The 17,979-nt window shown below is 60.9% G+C and carries 18 protein-coding genes and 1 other RNA gene; 4 read left to right on the top strand and 15 right to left on the bottom strand.

Going from position 1 to position 17,979, the window contains the following annotated elements:
- The 9 genes from dnaX to D1641_RS11870 all read right to left on the bottom strand — a co-directional run.
- The coding region (gene dnaX / locus D1641_RS11910) for a DNA polymerase III subunit gamma/tau (protein ID WP_160665950.1) at positions 1-1,350 on the bottom strand (1,350 nt) is incomplete at its 3' end.
- A gap of 182 nt (positions 1,351-1,532) precedes the next feature.
- An RNA gene (gene ffs / locus D1641_RS11905) (signal recognition particle sRNA large type) lies at positions 1,533-1,798 on the bottom strand.
- Positions 1,799-2,098: 300 nt separating this feature from the next.
- The gene (locus tag D1641_RS19725; RefSeq protein ID WP_160665948.1) at positions 2,099-3,358 is read right to left on the bottom strand and encodes a peptidoglycan DD-metalloendopeptidase family protein; all 1,260 of its coding nucleotides are present in this window, start codon (positions 3,356-3,358) and stop codon (positions 2,099-2,101) included.
- Between the two features lie 126 nt (positions 3,359-3,484).
- On the bottom strand, positions 3,485-4,384 hold the full coding sequence (ftsX, locus tag D1641_RS11895; protein ID WP_160665946.1) for a permease-like cell division protein FtsX: 900 nt from the start codon (positions 4,382-4,384) through the stop codon (positions 3,485-3,487).
- The gene (gene ftsE, locus D1641_RS11890; protein WP_160665944.1) at positions 4,368-5,057 is read right to left on the bottom strand and encodes a cell division ATP-binding protein FtsE; all 690 of its coding nucleotides are present in this window, start codon (positions 5,055-5,057) and stop codon (positions 4,368-4,370) included. Before ftsE ends, ftsX begins: the two co-directional genes overlap by 17 nt.
- Positions 5,058-5,315: 258 nt before the next feature.
- On the bottom strand, positions 5,316-5,585 hold the full coding sequence (locus tag D1641_RS19480) for a hypothetical protein (RefSeq protein WP_347707429.1): 270 nt from the start codon (positions 5,583-5,585) through the stop codon (positions 5,316-5,318).
- A gap of 116 nt (positions 5,586-5,701) precedes the next feature.
- Entirely contained in the window at positions 5,702-5,980 is a 279-nt protein-coding gene (locus D1641_RS11880) for an AbrB/MazE/SpoVT family DNA-binding domain-containing protein (protein ID WP_347707427.1), read from the bottom strand.
- A 105-nt stretch (positions 5,981-6,085) separates the two neighbouring features.
- Positions 6,086-7,177: a helix-turn-helix domain-containing protein gene (locus D1641_RS11875; protein ID WP_160665942.1), complete on the bottom strand. Its 1,092-nt coding sequence runs from the start codon at positions 7,175-7,177 to the stop codon at positions 6,086-6,088.
- A 104-nt stretch (positions 7,178-7,281) separates the two neighbouring features.
- Positions 7,282-7,998, bottom strand: a complete 717-nt coding sequence (locus D1641_RS11870) for a pseudouridine synthase (RefSeq protein ID WP_160665940.1) — start codon at positions 7,996-7,998, stop codon at positions 7,282-7,284.
- Positions 7,999-8,166: 168 nt separating this feature from the next.
- Here D1641_RS11870 and D1641_RS11865 point away from each other — a divergent pair, with 168 nt between their 5' ends.
- On the top strand, positions 8,167-8,634 hold the full coding sequence (locus D1641_RS11865; protein WP_160665954.1) for a DUF4830 domain-containing protein: 468 nt from the start codon (positions 8,167-8,169) through the stop codon (positions 8,632-8,634).
- Between the two features lie 99 nt (positions 8,635-8,733).
- Here the strand turns inward: D1641_RS11865 and D1641_RS11860 are convergent, their stop codons facing one another.
- The 6 genes from D1641_RS11860 to garR form a co-directional block, all read right to left on the bottom strand.
- Entirely contained in the window at positions 8,734-9,558 is an 825-nt protein-coding gene (locus D1641_RS11860; RefSeq protein WP_160665938.1) for a mechanosensitive ion channel family protein, read from the bottom strand.
- A gap of 110 nt (positions 9,559-9,668) precedes the next feature.
- Entirely contained in the window at positions 9,669-10,700 is a 1,032-nt protein-coding gene (gene mreB / locus D1641_RS11855) for a rod shape-determining protein MreB (protein ID WP_160665936.1), read from the bottom strand.
- 142 nt (positions 10,701-10,842) lie between these two features.
- A complete protein-coding gene (locus D1641_RS11850) occupies positions 10,843-11,502 on the bottom strand; it encodes a ComF family protein (protein WP_160665934.1) in 660 nt (219 codons plus the stop codon).
- Positions 11,499-11,675, bottom strand: coding sequence for a hypothetical protein (locus D1641_RS19190; RefSeq protein WP_201757345.1), 177 nt, complete (start codon positions 11,673-11,675; stop codon positions 11,499-11,501). Before D1641_RS19190 ends, D1641_RS11850 begins: the two co-directional genes overlap by 4 nt.
- Before the next feature lie 571 nt (positions 11,676-12,246).
- Positions 12,247-12,942, bottom strand: a complete 696-nt coding sequence (locus tag D1641_RS19720; protein ID WP_160665932.1) for a hypothetical protein — start codon at positions 12,940-12,942, stop codon at positions 12,247-12,249.
- A gap of 202 nt (positions 12,943-13,144) precedes the next feature.
- Positions 13,145-14,062 (bottom strand): 2-hydroxy-3-oxopropionate reductase, encoded by a 918-nt coding sequence (gene garR / locus D1641_RS11840; protein WP_347707428.1) that lies wholly within the window; start codon positions 14,060-14,062, stop codon positions 13,145-13,147.
- A gap of 348 nt (positions 14,063-14,410) precedes the next feature.
- Here garR and D1641_RS11835 point away from each other — a divergent pair, with 348 nt between their 5' ends.
- From D1641_RS11835 to D1641_RS11825, 3 genes are all read left to right on the top strand, one after another.
- On the top strand, positions 14,411-15,349 hold the full coding sequence (locus D1641_RS11835; RefSeq protein WP_160665928.1) for a D-2-hydroxyacid dehydrogenase: 939 nt from the start codon (positions 14,411-14,413) through the stop codon (positions 15,347-15,349).
- A 13-nt stretch (positions 15,350-15,362) separates the two neighbouring features.
- Positions 15,363-16,424: a DUF362 domain-containing protein gene (locus D1641_RS11830; RefSeq protein ID WP_160665926.1), complete on the top strand. Its 1,062-nt coding sequence runs from the start codon at positions 15,363-15,365 to the stop codon at positions 16,422-16,424.
- Positions 16,425-16,575: 151 nt separating this feature from the next.
- Positions 16,576-17,916 (top strand): enolase C-terminal domain-like protein, encoded by a 1,341-nt coding sequence (locus D1641_RS11825; protein WP_160665924.1) that lies wholly within the window; start codon positions 16,576-16,578, stop codon positions 17,914-17,916.
- Positions 17,917-17,979 lie beyond the last annotated feature (63 nt).

The raw sequence follows: 17,979 nt of genomic DNA, 5'->3' as shown, positions 1-17,979 counted from the left end.
CACGGGCTTCGGCGCCGGAGGCTTTGGGGGTGCGGGGGGCTCCGGCACAGGCGCCGGCTCGTCGAAGACGTAGTCCGGCTCCTCCGGGGGCTCCTCGGGCAGCGGGGGCCGCTCCTCCTCCCAGGGAGGGGTGTCATCCTTCGGGGCGGGGGCGGGCGCTGTCCCGCCCCGTTCTGTCTCCGGCTTCTTCGGGGCGGCGGGAATCCCCCGGGCCAGCCGCTCCTCGATGCGGGCAATCCGGGCGGACAGACCGGCAAAAGACTCGTCCAGCCCCTCGTCGCTGAGGCGGATGAGGCACAGCTCCGCGTCGGTGCGCCGGTTGGCGCTCCGGGCCAGGCCGGCGGAGGCATCCTGAAGGAGGGTGAGCATTTGCAGCAGCCGCTGGGCGGACAGCTGCTCCCCCAGTCCGCGCAGGGCGGCCTCGTCATATCCCCCGGTCATCAGGGCGGCGCCCCCCAGGGGGGCCGTCTTGCGCAGCAGCAAGTCCCGGGCCAGAGAGGACAGCTCCCCCAGTACCGAGCCCACGTCCCTGCCGCCGGCGTACAGCCGGGCCAGGGTGCTCAGGGCTCCGGCGGTGTCCCGGGCGGCCAGCTGACCCATAAGGGCGGCGGTCTCCACATTGCCCGCCAGGCCCAGAACATCCAGGATGGCCTGCTCGTCCAGGCTGTCCTGTCCCCCGGCGCACTGGTCCAGCAAAGACAGGGCGTCCCGCATGCCGCCGTCGGCCAGACGGGCCAGCAGGGCCGCCCCCTCCTCCGTCAGGGGGATTCCCTCCTGTTCCGCTACGTACTCCAGCCGCTGGGCGATCTGCGTGGGCAGAATCCGCTTGAAGGCGAACTGCTGGCACCGGCTCTTGATGGTGGCGGGCACCTTGTGCAGCTCGGTGGTTGCCAGAATAAAGAGAAGATGGGGGGGCGGCTCCTCCAGAATTTTCAGCAGGGCGTTAAAGGCCGCCGTGGACAGCATATGGACCTCGTCCACGATGTACACCCGCTTCCTCACCGCGGCGGGGGTGTATACCGCCTCATCCCGGAGGGCCCTCACCTGGTCCACTCCGTTGTTGGAGGCGGCATCCAGCTCCAGCACGTCCAGGATGGAGCCGTTCTCGATGCCCAAGCAGGAGGGGCAGGCGTTGCAGGGGTTGCCTTCCTGGGGGTTCTCGCAGTTCACCGCCCGGGCCAGAATTTTGGCGCAGGTGGTCTTGCCCGTCCCCCGGGTGCCGGTGAACAGATAGGCGTGAGACAGCCGCCCCGCCGCCACCTGGCGCTTCAGCGTCTCTGTAATGTGCCCCTGGCCCACCACGTCGTCGAAGGTCCGGGGCCGCCATTTTCGGTACAGGGCCTGATACATCTGCTCACCTCACATTTTCAGGAGTAGTCAAAAAAACGGCGGCGCAGCCGCCGGCCAAACGCGAGCCCAGCGCAGCGGGTCGCGTTTGGAGAGGAGAAGCAAGGAAATGAAATGAGGAATCGCCGCCCTAGGCGGCGGTTCTGAATGGAATGGACTTTGCTTCGACGAGGCGCAGAGCAAGGCCGCACACCGGCCTTTGAAGCGCAGGACATACCCGTTACCTGGACAGCCGGCTCAAGAACAGTTCCCCGCGGCACACGGGGCCATCCGCTTAGTGCTGCTCGGTTCCCCGCCTGACACGGTTCACGGAAGCCCCGTTGCGCGGGACCGGTCTATCATCACTGCTTTTCCAGGGCGGACAGTACATCCTCACGTCCGGGGGCCGGGATTCATCCCCGCTGTAGCGGATTGCGGGTACAGGGCACCGCTGTCTCCCCGACTAGTGCGGCCTTGCTCCGCGCCGAGGCGGAACAAAATCTGAAACACATTGTACTATATTCTCACCCATTTCGCAATGATTATTTTCAAAAAGTTTTAAGAAGCTGTACCAATAGCCTCAGTACCCAGCTTTGCGGCCAAAACTGCCGCTGGCCGCGTTGAAAAATCTTGAAATACACAAAGTATTCCCGCGACTATTCGCCTTGCCACCGGCAATTTTGCCTCGCGAATTGGAATACTTCGGCTGTTGGTACAGCTTCTAAGCCCGGAAAAGGACCCCGCCTCGGCGGGGTCCTTCGACTTGATTCGGTTATTTCATCCAGTCCCAGACCGGCACAGTCCCGCCGCTACCACGGTAATACAGAGCTCTGTCCTTGTAGTAGTTCAGCGGGTCGGTGCGGTTGCCGTTGATCCGGACCTCATAGTGCAGGTGGTTGCCGGTGGACCGGCCGGTGGTGCCCACATAGCCCACCACGTCCCCCTGCTTGACCACCTGGCCCTGCTTCACCGCCCGGGAGTTCATGTGGGCGTACAGGGTGCTGGTGCCGTCGCTGTGGGAGACCACCACATGGTTGCCATAGGCCCAGCTGCCGCCGCTGCCCAGCACCGAGGTGGTGACCACGCCGCTCTTGGCGGCATAGATGGGGGTGCCCCGGGCGGCGGGGACGTCGATGCCGGTGTGGTTTTTGGCCTTGCCGGTAAAGGGGTCCTTCCGGGGGCCGTAGTAGGAGGACAGGGTGTTGACATTGCCGGGCAGGGGCCAGAGGTAGCCCGACTCACTGGGTACATTGGCAATCTGGGCGGCGTACTCCTTCTCCGCCTTCTTGATAGCAGCGTCCAGATTCTTGGCCGCCTGGTCCAGCTCCTTCTCCATGGCCTCCAGCTGGTCCTCCTGGGCGCTGATCTCCTTAATCAGCGCCTCGATCTCGTCCTCCCGCGCCTTCAGCTCTGCCTTGGCCGCCTCCTGCTGCCGCTTGGCCTCCTCCTGCTCCGCCTGGGCCTCCTCCAGGGCGGCCTTGTCCTCCGACACCCGGGTCTGGAGGGCCTCCAGATCGCTGATAACCTTGTTGTCGTACTGGATGATCTCCTCGATCATCATGTAGTTATCCAGAAGATCGGAGAAGCTGCTGGAGGAGAACAGAATCTCCCAGTAGGAGACCTCCCCCTGCTCCTCCATATCCCGCATCCGGCGGCAGAACAGGTCGAACTGGGCCGCCTCGTCCGCCTCCGCCTGACGCAGCTCCTCCCCCTTTTCGGCGATGAGCTGGTCGTACATAGCAATCTGCTGCTTGATGTTGTTGATCTCCTGCTGAATCAGGTCGATCTGATGCTCGATGAGCTCCTTCTTCGCGATGGCGGCGTTCTTGTCCGCCTGAACCGCCTTCAGCTTTTCCTGGATCTCCTTGCGCTGGCTGGCCAGGTCCTTGGCGTCCCCCTTCAGGGCGTCGATCTCCGCCTTGGTAACGGCGGAGGCCTCCAGCACCACCCCCGGCCCGGTCAGCGGGAGCAGCAGGGCCGCCGCCAGAAGCAGGCCCAGGGCACGGCGGAGCAGCTTTCCTCTGTTCTTCATGCCGGCCTCCCCCCTACCGCACCAGGATGTTGGCCAAAATGGGCAGCAGCATCAGCAGCGCCAGAAAACCGGCCATGATGGACATGAATATTCTCTGTCTCTTTTGACGTTTCATGGGAAGTCCTCCTATACCTGCAAAAATTTCCGGATGGCGAACAGTGAGCCGCCCACCCCGATAAATGCGCCCACGGCGCAGAACACCATCAGAATGGTGGAGGCCATGTCGCCATAGCTGATGATGTTCACCAGAGACAGGCCGTTGCCCTGGATCGCCAGCTTAGCCACCATCTGATACAGGCCCCACTGGACAAAGAAGGCGATCAGCGCCCCAACCAGGCCCAGGATCATCCCCTCCACCACAAAGGGCCACTCGATAAAGCCGTCGGTGGCGCCGCACATCTTCATGATGGCGATCTCCTCCCGGCGGTAGAAGGTAGCCAGCTTGATGGTGTTGGCGATGATGAACAGAGAGACCACCAGCAAAATGCCCACCAGCACCATAGCCACGCCGGTGGCGATGTTGCGCACCATCACAAAGCCGTTGGCAATGTCAATGGCGGCCCTGACGTTGCCCTTGCCTACACCCTCCACCTGCTCCAGGGCCTCCTCGGTCTCAGCCATCCGCTCGATGTCCACCACGTGGACCCGGTAGCGGTGCCGGAGGGTGTCGTCAGGCAGGTCGGCCAGCAAGGGCACGCTGCTCTCCCGCTTGGACTTGTACTCCTCCAGGGCGGCCTCCCGGGTGACAAAGGTCAGCTGAGACACGTTGTCCACCTGGGCCAGCTTGGGCTGGAGGGCCCGGGCCTGCTCCTCGGTGAGGCTGTCGTCTATGTATACCAGCATCTCGTTCTCGTTCTCCAGGTCCCCCAGGGTGTTGTCCAGGTTCACCGCCAGCAGGGTGAAGGAGCCCATGATGAGCAGGCAGGCCACAATCATGCACACGGCCGCGAAGGACATGAAGCCGTGGGTAAAGATGGAGTGGACCCCCTCGCTGATAAAGTATCCCGCGTCAAATTTTCTCGACATTGTAGTAACCACCTGTTCCGTCGCTGATGATCCGCCCGTTCTCAATGGCCACCACCCGCTTGGTAAAGCGATTGACCAGGGCTTTTTCGTGGGTGACCACCAATACGGTGGTGCCCAGCTCGTTGATGCGCTCCAGCAGGAGCATGATCTCCAGGGAGCGCTGGGGGTCCAGATTACCCGTGGGCTCGTCGGCGATAATCATGCTGGGGTTGTTCACCAGCGCCCGGGCAATGGCCACCCGCTGCTGCTCCCCGCCCGACAGCTGTCCGGGGAAGCGCTCCCCCTTGGTGTCCAGCCCCACCAGCTGAAGGACATATGGGATGCGCCGGCGCAGCTCCCGGTTGGAGGCTCCGATGGCCCGCATGGAGAAGGCCAGGTTCTCATAGACCGTCTTTTTCTCTATGAGCCGGAAGTCCTGGAAGATAATGCCCAGGGTCCGGCGCATCAGAGGAACCTGCCGGGGGGTGATGGTGTTCAGGTTGTACCCGTTGACCATCACCCTGCCCTCCGTGGGGGCGATCTCCGCCGTAATCAGCTTGATGACGGTGGACTTTCCTGACCCGGAGGGGCCTACCAGAAAGACAAACTCCCCGTCGTCTATACGCATGTTAATTCCCTTCAGGGCCTTGGTGCCGTTGTCATACTCTTTCTGTACATCTATGAACCGTATCATTGCGCCCTCTGCTCCTCGCTCAGCCAATATTTCTCTGAGACTTCCCCAATTTTCAGTGTACCACAGATCAGATTTTATGTAAATATATAATCTGTGAATGTTCTCTTCCTTTTTATGTCGGGCTCAGTCCGTTTTTACCAGTTTGTCATTTTTGTAACCTTATTGTAACTTATCCCCTCTGAAATAGCAAGTAAATTTTTATCACTTGACGCAAAATACGGACCAGAAGCACAATGGCTTCTGGTCCATGTCATGAAATCATTCCACTATACCCTCATACTCAAAAAACTGCACAACCGTCATACATTGGGGATATTCCATATCAAGGCTCAAAAAATCTTTATCACCTGTAAGGATAATGTCAACATCAAACACAATCGCCGCATTCAAAATCGGCTGGTCTTTCGCATCCCGTATCAGCTTCTCAGCATGGTCTACTGAAGGTATCAACTCGTATGACAACTCCGCAAGCAGCACCTCCGCGTCAGGCAGGTATTTGGGGGCTTTCCGTTTCAAAATATCTCGCAGTTCAGTAATATTGCGGTCTCACAACACAATCTCGCGATGATCCGCAGCATAGAGCAAGGCTTTTGCAGGCTTTGAACGAGGAAACAGCAGTGCGGAAAATAAGACGTTCGTGTCAATCAATATCCGCATTGCACATTCCTTCCATGGCGCACCTCGTCCACCAGCGCCTGCACACCGTCCTCATTGAACACGCCAATCTCTTCCGCTGCACCGGCAAAGGCCTTCTGCGCCTTTCGGATCGCTTGGGCCGACGCATTGCTCAAAACGATCTCGCCGTCCTGCTTTTGAAAAAATAAAACCTTATCGCCGGACTTCAGCCCCAGCAGCCGCCTGATCTCAACCGGGAGAGTAATTTGACCATTAGCTGAAATTTTAGCCAAATTCATCATATTCATCCTTTCTATTCTTGAAATCTCAAGAAAACTTGAGGTTGATTATATTATAGCACCCCGCACATAAAAGTAAACCCCCCCGCCGCCGGCGAGGGGGTTGCAGCTGTATCAGGACTCGATTCCCCGGGAGATAAGGTACTTCTTGACCATGAGGGCCACCTTGAAGGTGATGGCGTCGTCAAACTCCCGCAGGTCCAGGCCGGTGAGCTTCTTGATCTTCTCCAGCCGGTACACCAGGGTGTTCCGGTGGACAAAGAGCTTCCGGGCGGTCTCGGACACATTCAGGTTGTTCTCAAAGAACTTGTTGATGGTAAGCAGAGTTTCCTGGTCCAGGGCGTCGATGGGGCTCTTCTTAAAGACCTCCTGGAGGAACATCTGGCACAAAATGGTAGGCAGCTGGTAGATCAACCGGCCGATGCCCAGGTTCTCATAGTTGATGACGGTCTTCTCGGTGTCGAATACCTTGCCCACGTCGATGGCCACCCCGGCCTCCTTATACGCCCGGGCCAGGTCCCGGATGTGTGGGACGATGGTGCCGATGCCGATGACCACCTTGACCCCCAGCTCCTGGGTGACGGCGGTAACGATCTGCTTGGCAATCTTGGCCAGCTCCTTGGAGTCGGCCCCCTCGTGGAGCTGCTTGATCAGGGCCACGTCGGTCTCGTTGATGGAGATGACAAAATCAGACTGCTTGTCCGGAAACAGATTCTGAATCACGTCGATGACCGAGACATCGGCGGGGCCCAGCTGGCGCACCAAGAACGCGGCCCTGGGCGCCTCGGAGACAAAGTGCAGCTCCTTGGCCTGGGTGTATACATCGCCTAACAGTATATTGTCGGAGATGATGTTCTTCACAAAGGTGGCCTTGTCGTGCTTTTCCTCGTAGTAGGTCTTGGCGCCGTTGAAGGCCACCACCGCCATGGCGCACAGGGAGGCGGCCAGCTCATCCTCGCCCTTGACAAAGGCGGCGTAATCAAACTGGGCGCCCCAGCCCGCAAGGGGCTTGAAGGTTCTGCCCTCAAACCGGGCGACGCCGCTCTCCGCGCCGTTGATGGCGGTCACCGCGCCGGACCAGTGCTCACCGATACAGGTCAGCTCACTGCAGGCGACCACGATTCCCTCTGCGTCTACCACACCCACCGTACGGCTGATGTTGTCCTTCATCTGGAGCACAATACCCTGGAACATCCTGCTTGACACTGTGATCCCCTCCTAGTAATTTTTCTGCTTAAACCTATTATAACGGGTGGCCCCCCTGTTTGGCAAGAGTTTTTTTTATTTTTTTGTTCAGTTTGCCCAAAACCTTACGGCGCGTCCTCCATTTCTTTCAGCCTGGCGCGCTCACAGGCCGTCAAAAACCGCCATTTCCCAGCCTCCAGCCCCTCGTCCAGCGCCAAAGAACCCATGGAAAGCCTGTGCAGCTCCAGCACAGGCTTCCCCCGGGCTGCCAGCATCCGCTTCACCTGGTGGTACTTTCCCTCCCGCAGGGTGACCCGGCAGACGCTCCCGTCCCCAAGAGGCTCCAGCCCCGCGGGCAGGCAGCGCAGACCGCCGGCCAGCACCATCCCGTCTGCCAGAGCCCGCACGTCCTCTCCGTCCACATGCCCGTCTACCCTGGCCAGGTAGACCTTGTCCACGTGCTTTTTGGGGGACAGCAGCCGGTGGGCCAGGGGGCCGTCGTCGGTGAGCAGCAGCAGGCCGGTGGTGTCCTTGTCCAATCGGCCCACCGGGAACAGCCCCCGGCGGCGCAGCTCCAGGGGAAGCAGGTCCAGCACGGTGGGCTGATTTTTGTCCTCGGTGGCGGACAGAAGCCCCGCCGGTTTGTGGAGCATCACATAGACAAAGGGGGAACAGTCCACCGCCGCCCCGTCCACCGTGAGGGCCACCGCCGGGTCCAGCTTCTCCTCCGGGCGGGCCACAGGCACGCCGCCGGCCAGCACCCGGCCCTGACGGATCAGGTCCTTTACCTCCTTCCGGCTCCACCGCCCGGTGGAGGCCAGAAGCTTGTCAATGCGCTCCATAGATACCTCATTCCTGTGTAGGGCGTGACGACCCGGCACGCCTTACAAGACACATTCGGTACAAAAACGGCGCGCCGGGTCGTCGCGCCCTACAGGCATATCCCCCTCCCCAGCCGCATACGTTAAAGAGAGAACAAGCCACGGAAGGGAGAAATTGCTGTGTTGATTATGACCGCGAAGCTGCCCAAGCGCAAGCTGACCCTGGGTGTGGCGGCGGCAGCTCTGCTGTGCTGCTGCGCCATTGCCCTGAACTTCGGCCAGGCCCTCACTCGGGAGGTCTCCGGCCCCGCCCTCCCCAGCCCCAAGGGGGTAAAAACCAATCAGGACCGGATCGACTACCTGTCCGCCTACGGCTGGCAGGTGTCTGAGGAGCCCATCGCCACCCAGGAGCTGTTCATCCCCGAGGAGCTGGACGACAGCTACGATGAGTATGTGGCCCTCCAGAGCCAGCAGGGCTTTAATCTGGAAAAATACACCGGCAAACGGGTCAAGCGGTATACCTATGAGGTGCTCAACTACCCCACCGGGGAGACAGGTGTGCAGGCCAACCTGCTCCTCTATAAAAATACCGTCATCGGCGGCGAGATCCTCTCCCCTCAGCTGGACGGATTTTTACATGGGCTCGCCATGCCTTGAATGTAGGGGGCGGGCTCTGTCCCGCCCCACTCTCAACCAAAGAATCGGGCCGCCGAGGGCAGCGGCCCCTACATGGCGGGGCGGCACGGAGGCCGCTCCCTAGCGCTCCACAATGTGCACGTTCAGATGGTCATAGGTCATCTCCACCCCGTGGCGGTCGAAGGACTCCCGCACCCCCTCCAACAGGGCATAGTACACATCCCAGTAGTCGCCCGAGGCGGTCCACAGCCGGACCAGGTACTCGATGCTGCTGGACTGATACTCGGACAGATAGACCGCCGGGGCGGGGTCATCCAAAATGCCGGGGGTGGCGGACAACACCTCCTGGATGGCGGCGCGCACCTGGGCGGTGGGGGCATCATAGGAGGCGGTGAGCTTCAGGTCCATCCGCCGCCTTCCCAGACGGTTATAATTCGTGATTTTGGCGGCGGACAGCTGGCTGTTGGGGACAAAAATCTCCTTGTTGTCCGGGGTGACGAAGGTGGTGTAGGACATGTCCACCGCGGAGACAGTGCCGCTGACGCCGTCGGCCTCCACAAAATCCCCCGGGGAGAAGGGCTTTGTCACCAGCAGCACCAGTCCCCCCGCCAGGTTGGACAGAGTGTTCTGCAGGGCCATGGACACCGCCAGCCCCGCCACGCTGAGCAGGGCAATGATGGAGGTGGTGTCCACGTCCAGGGTGCCCGCCAGCGTCAGGGCCAGCAGAACCCAGAGGAAAATCCTCACCGCTGTGCGGATATAGGTCCTGATGGCGGACACCGATTTGCTCCTGTCCAGCATCCGGTCCACCATTCTCATCAGCAGCCGGATGATCAGCCAGCCCGCCAGAACAATCACCGCCACCCGCACCAGTGCGCCCAGGGTCAGGTCCTGAATGCCCACGGTTCTGCCGATTGTCTGTATCGCTTCTTCCACTGCATCCATGCGTCTCATACCTCCTCAGGAAAACAGCCGGCCAGAGGCCGGCTGTCCGTGCAGGGCGGGATATTTCGGTCCGCCGGAATTAATCCTATCGTAACGATGCGCCCTGCAGATCAATAATTCATCTGCTTGCGGCGGGACAGGTTCATAGTGCCCTCCTGCATCTGGTCCAGGCTGTCCAGGCTCTTGCCAGTACCGAAGGCCACGCAGGAGATGGCGTCGTCGGCCACGTGGGTCTCGATGCCCGTGTGGCTCTGGACCAGCTTGTCAAAGCCCCACAGCAGGGAGCCTCCGCCGGTCATGATGATGCCGTTGGTGGAGATGTCGGCCACCAGCTCGGGGGGGGTGCGCTCCAGGACGCCGTGGATGGCCTCCAGAATGGAGTTGGAGGTCTCCTCAAAGGCCTCGATCATCTCGCTGGAGGTGACGTTGAACACCCGGGGCAGGCCGGTCATAAGACAGCGGCCCTTGATCTCCATGGAGACCTCCTCCGGTCGGGGGAAAACACAGCCGATGTTGATTTTCAGCTCCTCGGCGGTGCGGTCGCCGATGAGGACGTTGTGCTTGCGGCGGATATACTTCACCACCGCCTCGTCAAATTTGTCGCCGGCCACCTTGATAGAGGCCGACTCCACCACTCCGCCCAGGGAGATGACGGCAATGTCGGCGGTGCCGCCGCCGATGTCCACCACCATGTGTCCGTCGGGCTTGGTGATGTCGATGCCGGCGCCGATGGCGGCGGCCACCGGCTCCTCAATGAGATAGGCACGGCGGGCTCCCGCCTGGATGCCCGCGTCCACCACGGCGCGCTCCTCAACCTCGGTGATGCCCGAGGGCACGCAGATGAGCAGGCGAGGCTTGAACAGGGAGAAGGAGACCACCTTCCGGATGAATTCCTTGAGCATCTTCTCCGTCATGTCGTAGTCGGAGATGACCCCCTCCCGCAGGGGGCGCATGGCCACAATGTTGCCCGGGGTGCGGCCCAGCATGGCCTGGGCCTCGGTGCCCACCTTCAGCAGCTTGCCGGTGTTCTTGTCCATGGCCACCACGGAGGGCTCTCTCAAAACCACGCCCTTGCCCTTGATATATACCAAAACCGAGGCGGTGCCCAGGTCGATGCCGATATCTTTACTAAAGAAACCCATTTTCTTGTTCCACCTTATTTTGTCAAATTTTGTATTTTCTGACCGCCTTACAGGCGGTTCTTCCAACCCACTTTATATTATAGCCGGATGTGCTCCGGTTTTCAACCGTTTTTTCCAACAATTTTCGCTTTTTAAACAACCCCTAATCCCCTCTGGCCCGGGCCAGCGTGAGGCAGAACACCTGTTCCGCGCCCGCCTGGCGCAGCAGGGCGGCGCACTCCTCCAGGGTGGAGCCGGAGGTGACCACATCATCCACCAGCACCACCCGCTTTCCAGTCAGGTCGGTTCCAGGCAGCAGGGCATAGGCCCCCCTGGCGTTGGCCCGGCGGGCGCTGTCCTCCTCCAGCTCCGACTGGGGGCCTGTGTCCCGCATTTTGACCAGAACAGGCCCCGCCGGAATGGACAGCAGCCGGCCCACCTCCCGAGCCATCAGCTCCGCCTGGTCGAACCCCCGCTCCCGAAGGCGCTCTTTGGACAGGGGCGCCCAGCAGATCAGGCCGGCCCCCTCCGGCAGGCGGTCTTTCAGACACTGGGCCATCACCGCCGCAAAGGGCCTGCCCAGCGCCCGTACCCTGCTGAATTTGTAGCGGTGGATGGCCTCCCGCACCAACTCGCCATAAGCCAGGGGCGAGAAACAGCCGTCGGCAAAGTCAATCCGCCGCTCCCCCGCCCGGCCCTCCAGCCAGGGCAGGCTGGGCTGACACCTGGGACACAGCGGCGCCCGGGGATCGTCCAGAACCCGCTGGCAGTAGGGGCACTTCGGCGGAAAGAGCAGGTCCAGGAGCCCCTCCCGGACCCTCATTTCAGCTCCTCCTCTGAGATGGGACCGTGCTCCTTCTCAAATTCCCGGATGCACTTCTGGATCAGATACAGAATCTGTCCGCTCATGGAGCGGCCCTCGTATTCAGCGATATAGACCAGCTTGCCATGGTGTTCACCGCTGATTGTAATGCCTAAATGTTTATCGCGCTTCATTGGGATACCACCATCCTTTTATGAAAGGTATGGTATCCCATTTTTTCGCATCTTATCTCAGTTTTAACTTGATTCAAGTTAGAAAAAAACTTGTTTCAAGTAATCCCTGGGAGTGTCCTTTCCGCAGATTTTATGTAGGGGCGGATATCATCCGCCCGTCTTTTCCGCAGCTGCGGCTTTCCATAGAGCGGGCGGCTAATAGCCGTCCCTACAGACAGGGAAAACAACCAGGATAAAATGCACAGATGGGCACTCCCTAATCTGTGCTCCTTGACAACCTGCGGAGACGTGGTATAATAGATATATAAAAGGCGCTGCTACACAGCGGTCAGCCCTTCTCAAGCTACAGAAATCTGTTAGCCGTCCGGGGCCATCCGGGCGGCTAACACGCGTTTGGGGCCGTAAGTATCACCAGCAGAGCTGTTATGATTACACACGCCACGAAACGCAGGACCTTCGTCCAGCGCCCGTTCCCCATCGCATCACCCCCCTTCTCCAAGGGAGTGGCTAACCGCCATTTGCAACAGCGCCTGTCCTCAGTATAGAGGGCAGGCGCTGTTCTATCAATCCATCATTCATCCAGAAGGGGCATGGGGGCCTCCGGCTTGGTGGGGGCGGCGGTGTCGTCAAAGACCTTCGTGATTCCCGTCAGGGCGCTCTCCTGGTCGGCCACCAGCTTGGTGAGCCGGCCCAGGCCGGCCCGGACCCGCTCCAGCTCGCTGACGGCGTGGGAGGCGGAAAGCTCCACCTCGCCCCGCATGTCGCTGTACTCCCGCTCCATCCGGTGGAGCCACTGCTCCACCTGACGGCGCACCCGCTGGGCATCCTCCTCCGCCTTCTCCTGGATGGCCAGGGCCCGGCGGTGGGCATCCAGCTCCACCACGACGGTGCGCTCCTTGATCTGGGTGTACGCCTCGGCGTCGGGCCGGAGCCCGTCCAGCTGGGCCTGGACCTCGTCCCGCTCCTGCTGGGCCTGGCTGATCTGCCGCTGGCTGGCGGTCAGGTCCCGCTCCGCCGTGTCCAGCTGAACCCTGAGCCCGTCCCGCTCCTGGCGCAGGTCCTCCAGCTCCTCCTGGAGCTGCTCCACCTGCCGGCGCAGGCTGTCCCGCTCCTGACGCAGGTCCTCGCACTCGCGCTCGGCCTCCTCCAGCCGGCCGCTGAGCTCCTGCTGAGCCTGGGACGACTGCCTGGACTGCTCCTCTAGAAAGGTGAGCACGTCCTGCTTGTTAAAGCCGCCTACCGCTGCGGAACGGAAGGGATGATCCATACCTTACACCTCTTTTGAAGGCGGCGCCTCCGCCGCCGATTTCGTCACTGCTCTGGATATTTTATCACAGCCTTCCGCAAATTACAATCACTTCTCTGTCATTGCCCCAAATTCAAAAACGTCAAGGGTTCCATGCAGAAAAATCCCTCACCGCTGTGCATAGTTCCATTTTTCAAGCAGCGCCTAAATATTATACCCATTGTTAAATAGCGCGGCACAGATACTTATAGTATAGGAAGATCGCACTGTGGTCCTTTTGGCCGCATTCGTGATTGTGCAGCCATTGCAGGATCTCCTGGACCTCCGCGGTCATAGGCACGGGCGCGCCCACCGCGTGGGCACAGTCCAGGGCGTTGTTCAGGTCTTTGATGTGTAGGTCGATCCTGAAGCCGGGCCTGTCATCCCCGGCAATCATCATGGGCGCTTTTGCGTCCATAACGGTGGAACCGGCCAGGCCGCCCTTGACCGCCTGAAACACCAATTCAGGGTCTACCCCTGCTTTTTGAGCTAAGGTCAGCGCCTCCACCAGGGCCTGGATGTTGCAGGCCACGATGATCTGGTTGGCCAGCTTGGTGGTGTTGCCCGCGCCCACGCCGCCGCAACGGATCACAGAGCTTCCCATGGCCTCCAGCAGGGGCCTGCAGCGGTCAAAGACCTCCTGCCTGCCGCCCACCATAAAGGACAGGGTGCCGTCGATGGCCTTGGGCTCGCCGCCGGAGACGGGGGCGTCCAGCATCTCAATGCTTTTCTTTGCCACCTCAGCGGCAATCTCCTTGGAGGCCACGGGGTTGATGGAGCTCATGTCGATGAACACGCTTCCCGGCCTCATGTGGGCGGCCACCCCGTCCTCACCCAGCATGACGGCCTTCACCTGGGGGCTGTTGGGCACCATGGTGAACACCACATCGCAGGCTTCGCCAATCTCGGCGTTGGAGGCGCTCTTGGCGCCCGCCTCCACCAATTCCGGGGCCGCCCTGTTGGAGCTGCTGACCATCAGGTCATAGCCCGCCCTCAGCAAATTCTTCGCCATAGGCTTTCCCATAATACCCAAACCAATAAAACCGATTTTCATAAAAAACCATCCTTTCCCTTCCCTGGTAGTCTTTGCGGACCGTAGGATTCCCGGCCCGGCAGTCCCGGAAAAGCATGTTCAGCCTACAGGAGAAAGCCTTCCTTGACAATTCGCAAAGCTGACAAAATCGGCCCCGTATGTTTGGAGAATCAGATAGATGTTCAGAAATTGAAATTGACAGTGAAATGACATGCAATCATCCTGAACGAAGCGGACGGAACCGGGCATTTCAAGCTGATTTCAATTTTTGAAATTCTGGAGGCTGTCATAAAATAAGTGAAGGATTTTTATTTACTTTACATGTTGCGGCAGGAGGCCGCTCCTGCTACACTGATGGACAGAACCTGGAAAAGCTCAATTGCTGTGATCACAGTACGAAGGATATGGAGGCCGCTTATGGATCAAATCTTGAACCTGCTGAGTCTGACGCCGGAGGAAGAGGAGACGTTCCACGCTGCCGCCCCAGGCTATGCCCAGCGCTTTGCCGCCGATGGGACCGGCCTTGCCCCGGAGGACTACGCTGGAGCGCAAATTGTGCTGGGAAATCCCCCTGTGTCAATGTTCCGGAGCAGCACCGCTCTGCGGTGGCTTCAAACCCGCAGCGCCGGCGCGGACCCCTATGGTGATCCCGGCGTGCTCCCACACGGGGCCATACTCACCACCGCCTCGGGCGCCTATGGGCATTCCGTGTCCGAGCACATGTTCGCCATGCTGCTTTCCCTGATGAAACGGCTGCCTGCCTATCGGGATCAGCAGGATGCGGGACAGTGGCGCGACCTGGGGCCTGTCCAGACATTGCAGGATGCTCAGGTGCTGGTTGTGGGGACGGGAGACCTCGGCTCCTCCTTTGCCAGGCTGTGCAAAGCCCTGGGCGCGTCCACAGCCGGCGTGCGGCGGGACCCGGAAAAGGGAGCGGAGGGGATCGACCGGATGTATCCCTTTAGCCAGCTGGACAGCCTCCTGCCGGAGGCGGACGCAGTGGCGCTGATGCTCCCCCGGGCAGCACAGACGGCGGGGCTCTTTGACCGGACCCGGCTGCTGCGTATGAAGCCCTCGGCCATTCTGCTCAACGGGGGCCGGGGCAGCGTGCTGGACTGCGCCGCCCTGGCCCAGGTGCTGGAGGAGGGCCGTCTCTGGGGGGCCGGCCTGGACGTCACCGATCCGGAACCCCTCCCCTCTGACCACCCGCTCTGGCGGCAGCCCCGGGCGCTGATCACGCCCCATACAGCCGGGGGAAACCACTTGGCGGACACCGAGCGGCGTGTGGCTGCCATCGTTCTGGAAAACCTGAGGCGGTACATAGGGGGAGAAGCGCTGAAGAACAGAATCCTGTGAGAGGAGAGAACCTATGGGAGCAATTTATCAAATTTACGGCGCCGACGCCCACTCTATGACCATGTCTCTGATGGAGTCCGCCCATGTGGCTGAAATGATCCCCAGCGGCGCCGGCGTGGCCCTCAAGCCAAACCTGGTGGTGGCGGGAACGCCGGAAAACGGGGCCACCACCCACGCCGGCGTGCTGTCCGGGGCGATTGAATATTTGCAGGGCCACGGAATCTCCGACATCAGCATCATTGAGGGCTCCTGGGTGGGAGACGATACGGGGCGCGCCTTCCGGGCCGCCGGATATGACGAGATCGGGCAGCGGTACAAGGTCCCTCTCTACGACCTGAAGCGGGACAAGACCCGCAAGGTGTCCACCCCCCTGCGGGAGATGGAAATCTGCTGCCGAGCTCTGGATGCCGGCTTTCTCATCAATCTGCCCGTCTTGAAGGGGCACTGCCAAACCACGATGACCTGTGCCCTGAAAAACTGCAAGGGCTGTCTGCCCGACCGGGAGAAGCGCCGGTTCCACTCCGAGGGGCTGATGCGGCCCATCGCCGCCCTGGCCGCCGCGCTGCGCCCGAACCTGACCATTGTGGACAGCATCTGCGGTGACCTGGACTTTGAGGAGGGGGGCAACCCGGTCCCCACCGGCCGGATGTATCTGGGAACCGACCCGGTTCAGCTGGACGCATACGGCTGCCGTCTCATGGGGCTGGACCTCCGGGAGGTGCCCTATATCGCCCTGGCGGAGCAGTGGGGCGCGGGCAGCACGAAAATTGAACCTGAGGACGTCATATCTCTCAACCAGCCCCAGGCGGCGACCAGCTATCCAAGACCTTCCCGGACGGTGGCCTCCCTGACCCGGGATGTGGACGCCCGCTCGGCCTGTTCGGCCTGCTACGCGGCGCTGGTCCGGGCCCTCCACCGCAGCGGGGCAAGGCCGGGAAGGATTGCCATCGGTCAGGAGTGGAGGGGCGTGCCCTTTGACGGTCTGGGGGTCGGAAGCTGCTGCGACTGCGCCGCCCGCCAGGTAAAGGGCTGCCCTCCCTCGGCGGCGGACATTATGCGCGCCATTTCAGATTGACTTTTTAATTGGACCGGGATATAATGATCCGTGCTGATTCAGGATACCTTCGCTGCATCGGGACCTTTGGCACAAATTTGGGATGGCTCGCCTCACTACCGGGACTTCCCAAGGTTCCCAATCCAAAATTTGGAGATAGGAGTGTCAAATTATGGCAAGCATCCCTACTGTTGCGAAGATGGAAGTATACCCTGTGGCCGGCCACGACTGCATGGAGCTGAACCTGTCCGGCGCACACGCCCCCTACTTTACCCGGAATATCGTCATCCTCACCGACTCCAACGGCGTGGAGGGGGTTGGCGAGGTGCCCGGCGGCGAGAAGATCACCAGGGCCCTGGAGGACGTGGAGCATCTGGTGGTGGGCACCCGCATCGCCGATTACAAGCAGACCCTGAACAAGGTCCGCGCCTGGCTCAGCGAGAACATCAAGGACGACGTGCGGGGCCTTCAGACCTTTGACCTGCGCACCGGCGTCCATGTGGTCACCGCCATTGAGGCCCCTCTTCTGGATCTCATGGGTAAGTTCCTGGACGTGCCCGCGGCGGCCCTCATGGGCGACGGCATCCAGCGGGACCGGGTTCAGTTCCTGTCCTACCTGTTCTATGTGGGCGACCGGAAAAAGACCGACCTGGAGTATGAGGAGGAGCCGGACGCCAGCTGCGACTGGTACCGCCTGCGCCATGAGGAGGCCCTCACTCCGGAGAAAATCGTGGCGCTGGCAAAAGCGACCCACGAGAAATACGGCTTTGTGGACTTCAAGCTCAAGGGGGGCGTGCTGGCCCCCAAGGAGGAGGTCAAGGCTGTCCAGGCCATCAAGGCCGCCTTCCCCGACGCCCGGGTGGACCTGGACCCCAACGGCTGCTGGAGTCTCCAGGAGGCCCTGGAGGTCGCCCCCGACCTGAAGAAATGCCTGGCCTACTGCGAGGACCCCTGCGGAGCGGAGAACGGGTTCTCCGGCCGTGAGATCATGGCCGAGTTCCGCAAGGCCACCATGATGCCCACCGCCACCAACATGATCAACACCGACTGGAGGCAGATGTGCCACACCATCGCCCTCCAAAGTGTGGACATCCCCCTGGCCGACCCCCACTTCTGGACCATGGAGGGCTCCGTCCGGGTGGGCCAGCTGTGCAATGACTTCGGATTGATGTGGGGCTGTCACTCCAACAACCACTTCGACATCTCCCTGGCCATGGTGGTGCAGTGCGCCGCTGCCATCCCCGGCAAGATGAACGGCATCGACACCCATTGGATCTGGCAGGAGGGCCGGGAGCGGCTCACCGTGAAGCCCATGGAGATTGTGGGCGGCTGCATCGACCTGCCCAGGAAGGGCGGACTGGGGATCGAGGTGGACCGGGAGCAGGTGATGAAGGCCCACCAGCTGTACATGGACAAGTGCTACGGCAAGGGCGCCAGAAATGACGCCGTCGGCATGCAGTACCTCATCCCCAACTGGGTATTTGACAATAAAAAGCCCTGCCTGGTGCGCTGAGCTGAACACATTTCCAGAGCCGGAACAGGCGAATCCCTGTTCCGGCTCTGATTGTTTTGAGTA

This window comes from Colidextribacter sp. OB.20 (assembly GCF_009911595.1).
Classification (GTDB): Bacteria; Bacillota; Clostridia; order Oscillospirales; family Oscillospiraceae; genus Lawsonibacter.
Note: the sequence above shows the minus strand (reverse complement) of the source record. Positions and strands in the feature narration are given on the sequence as shown.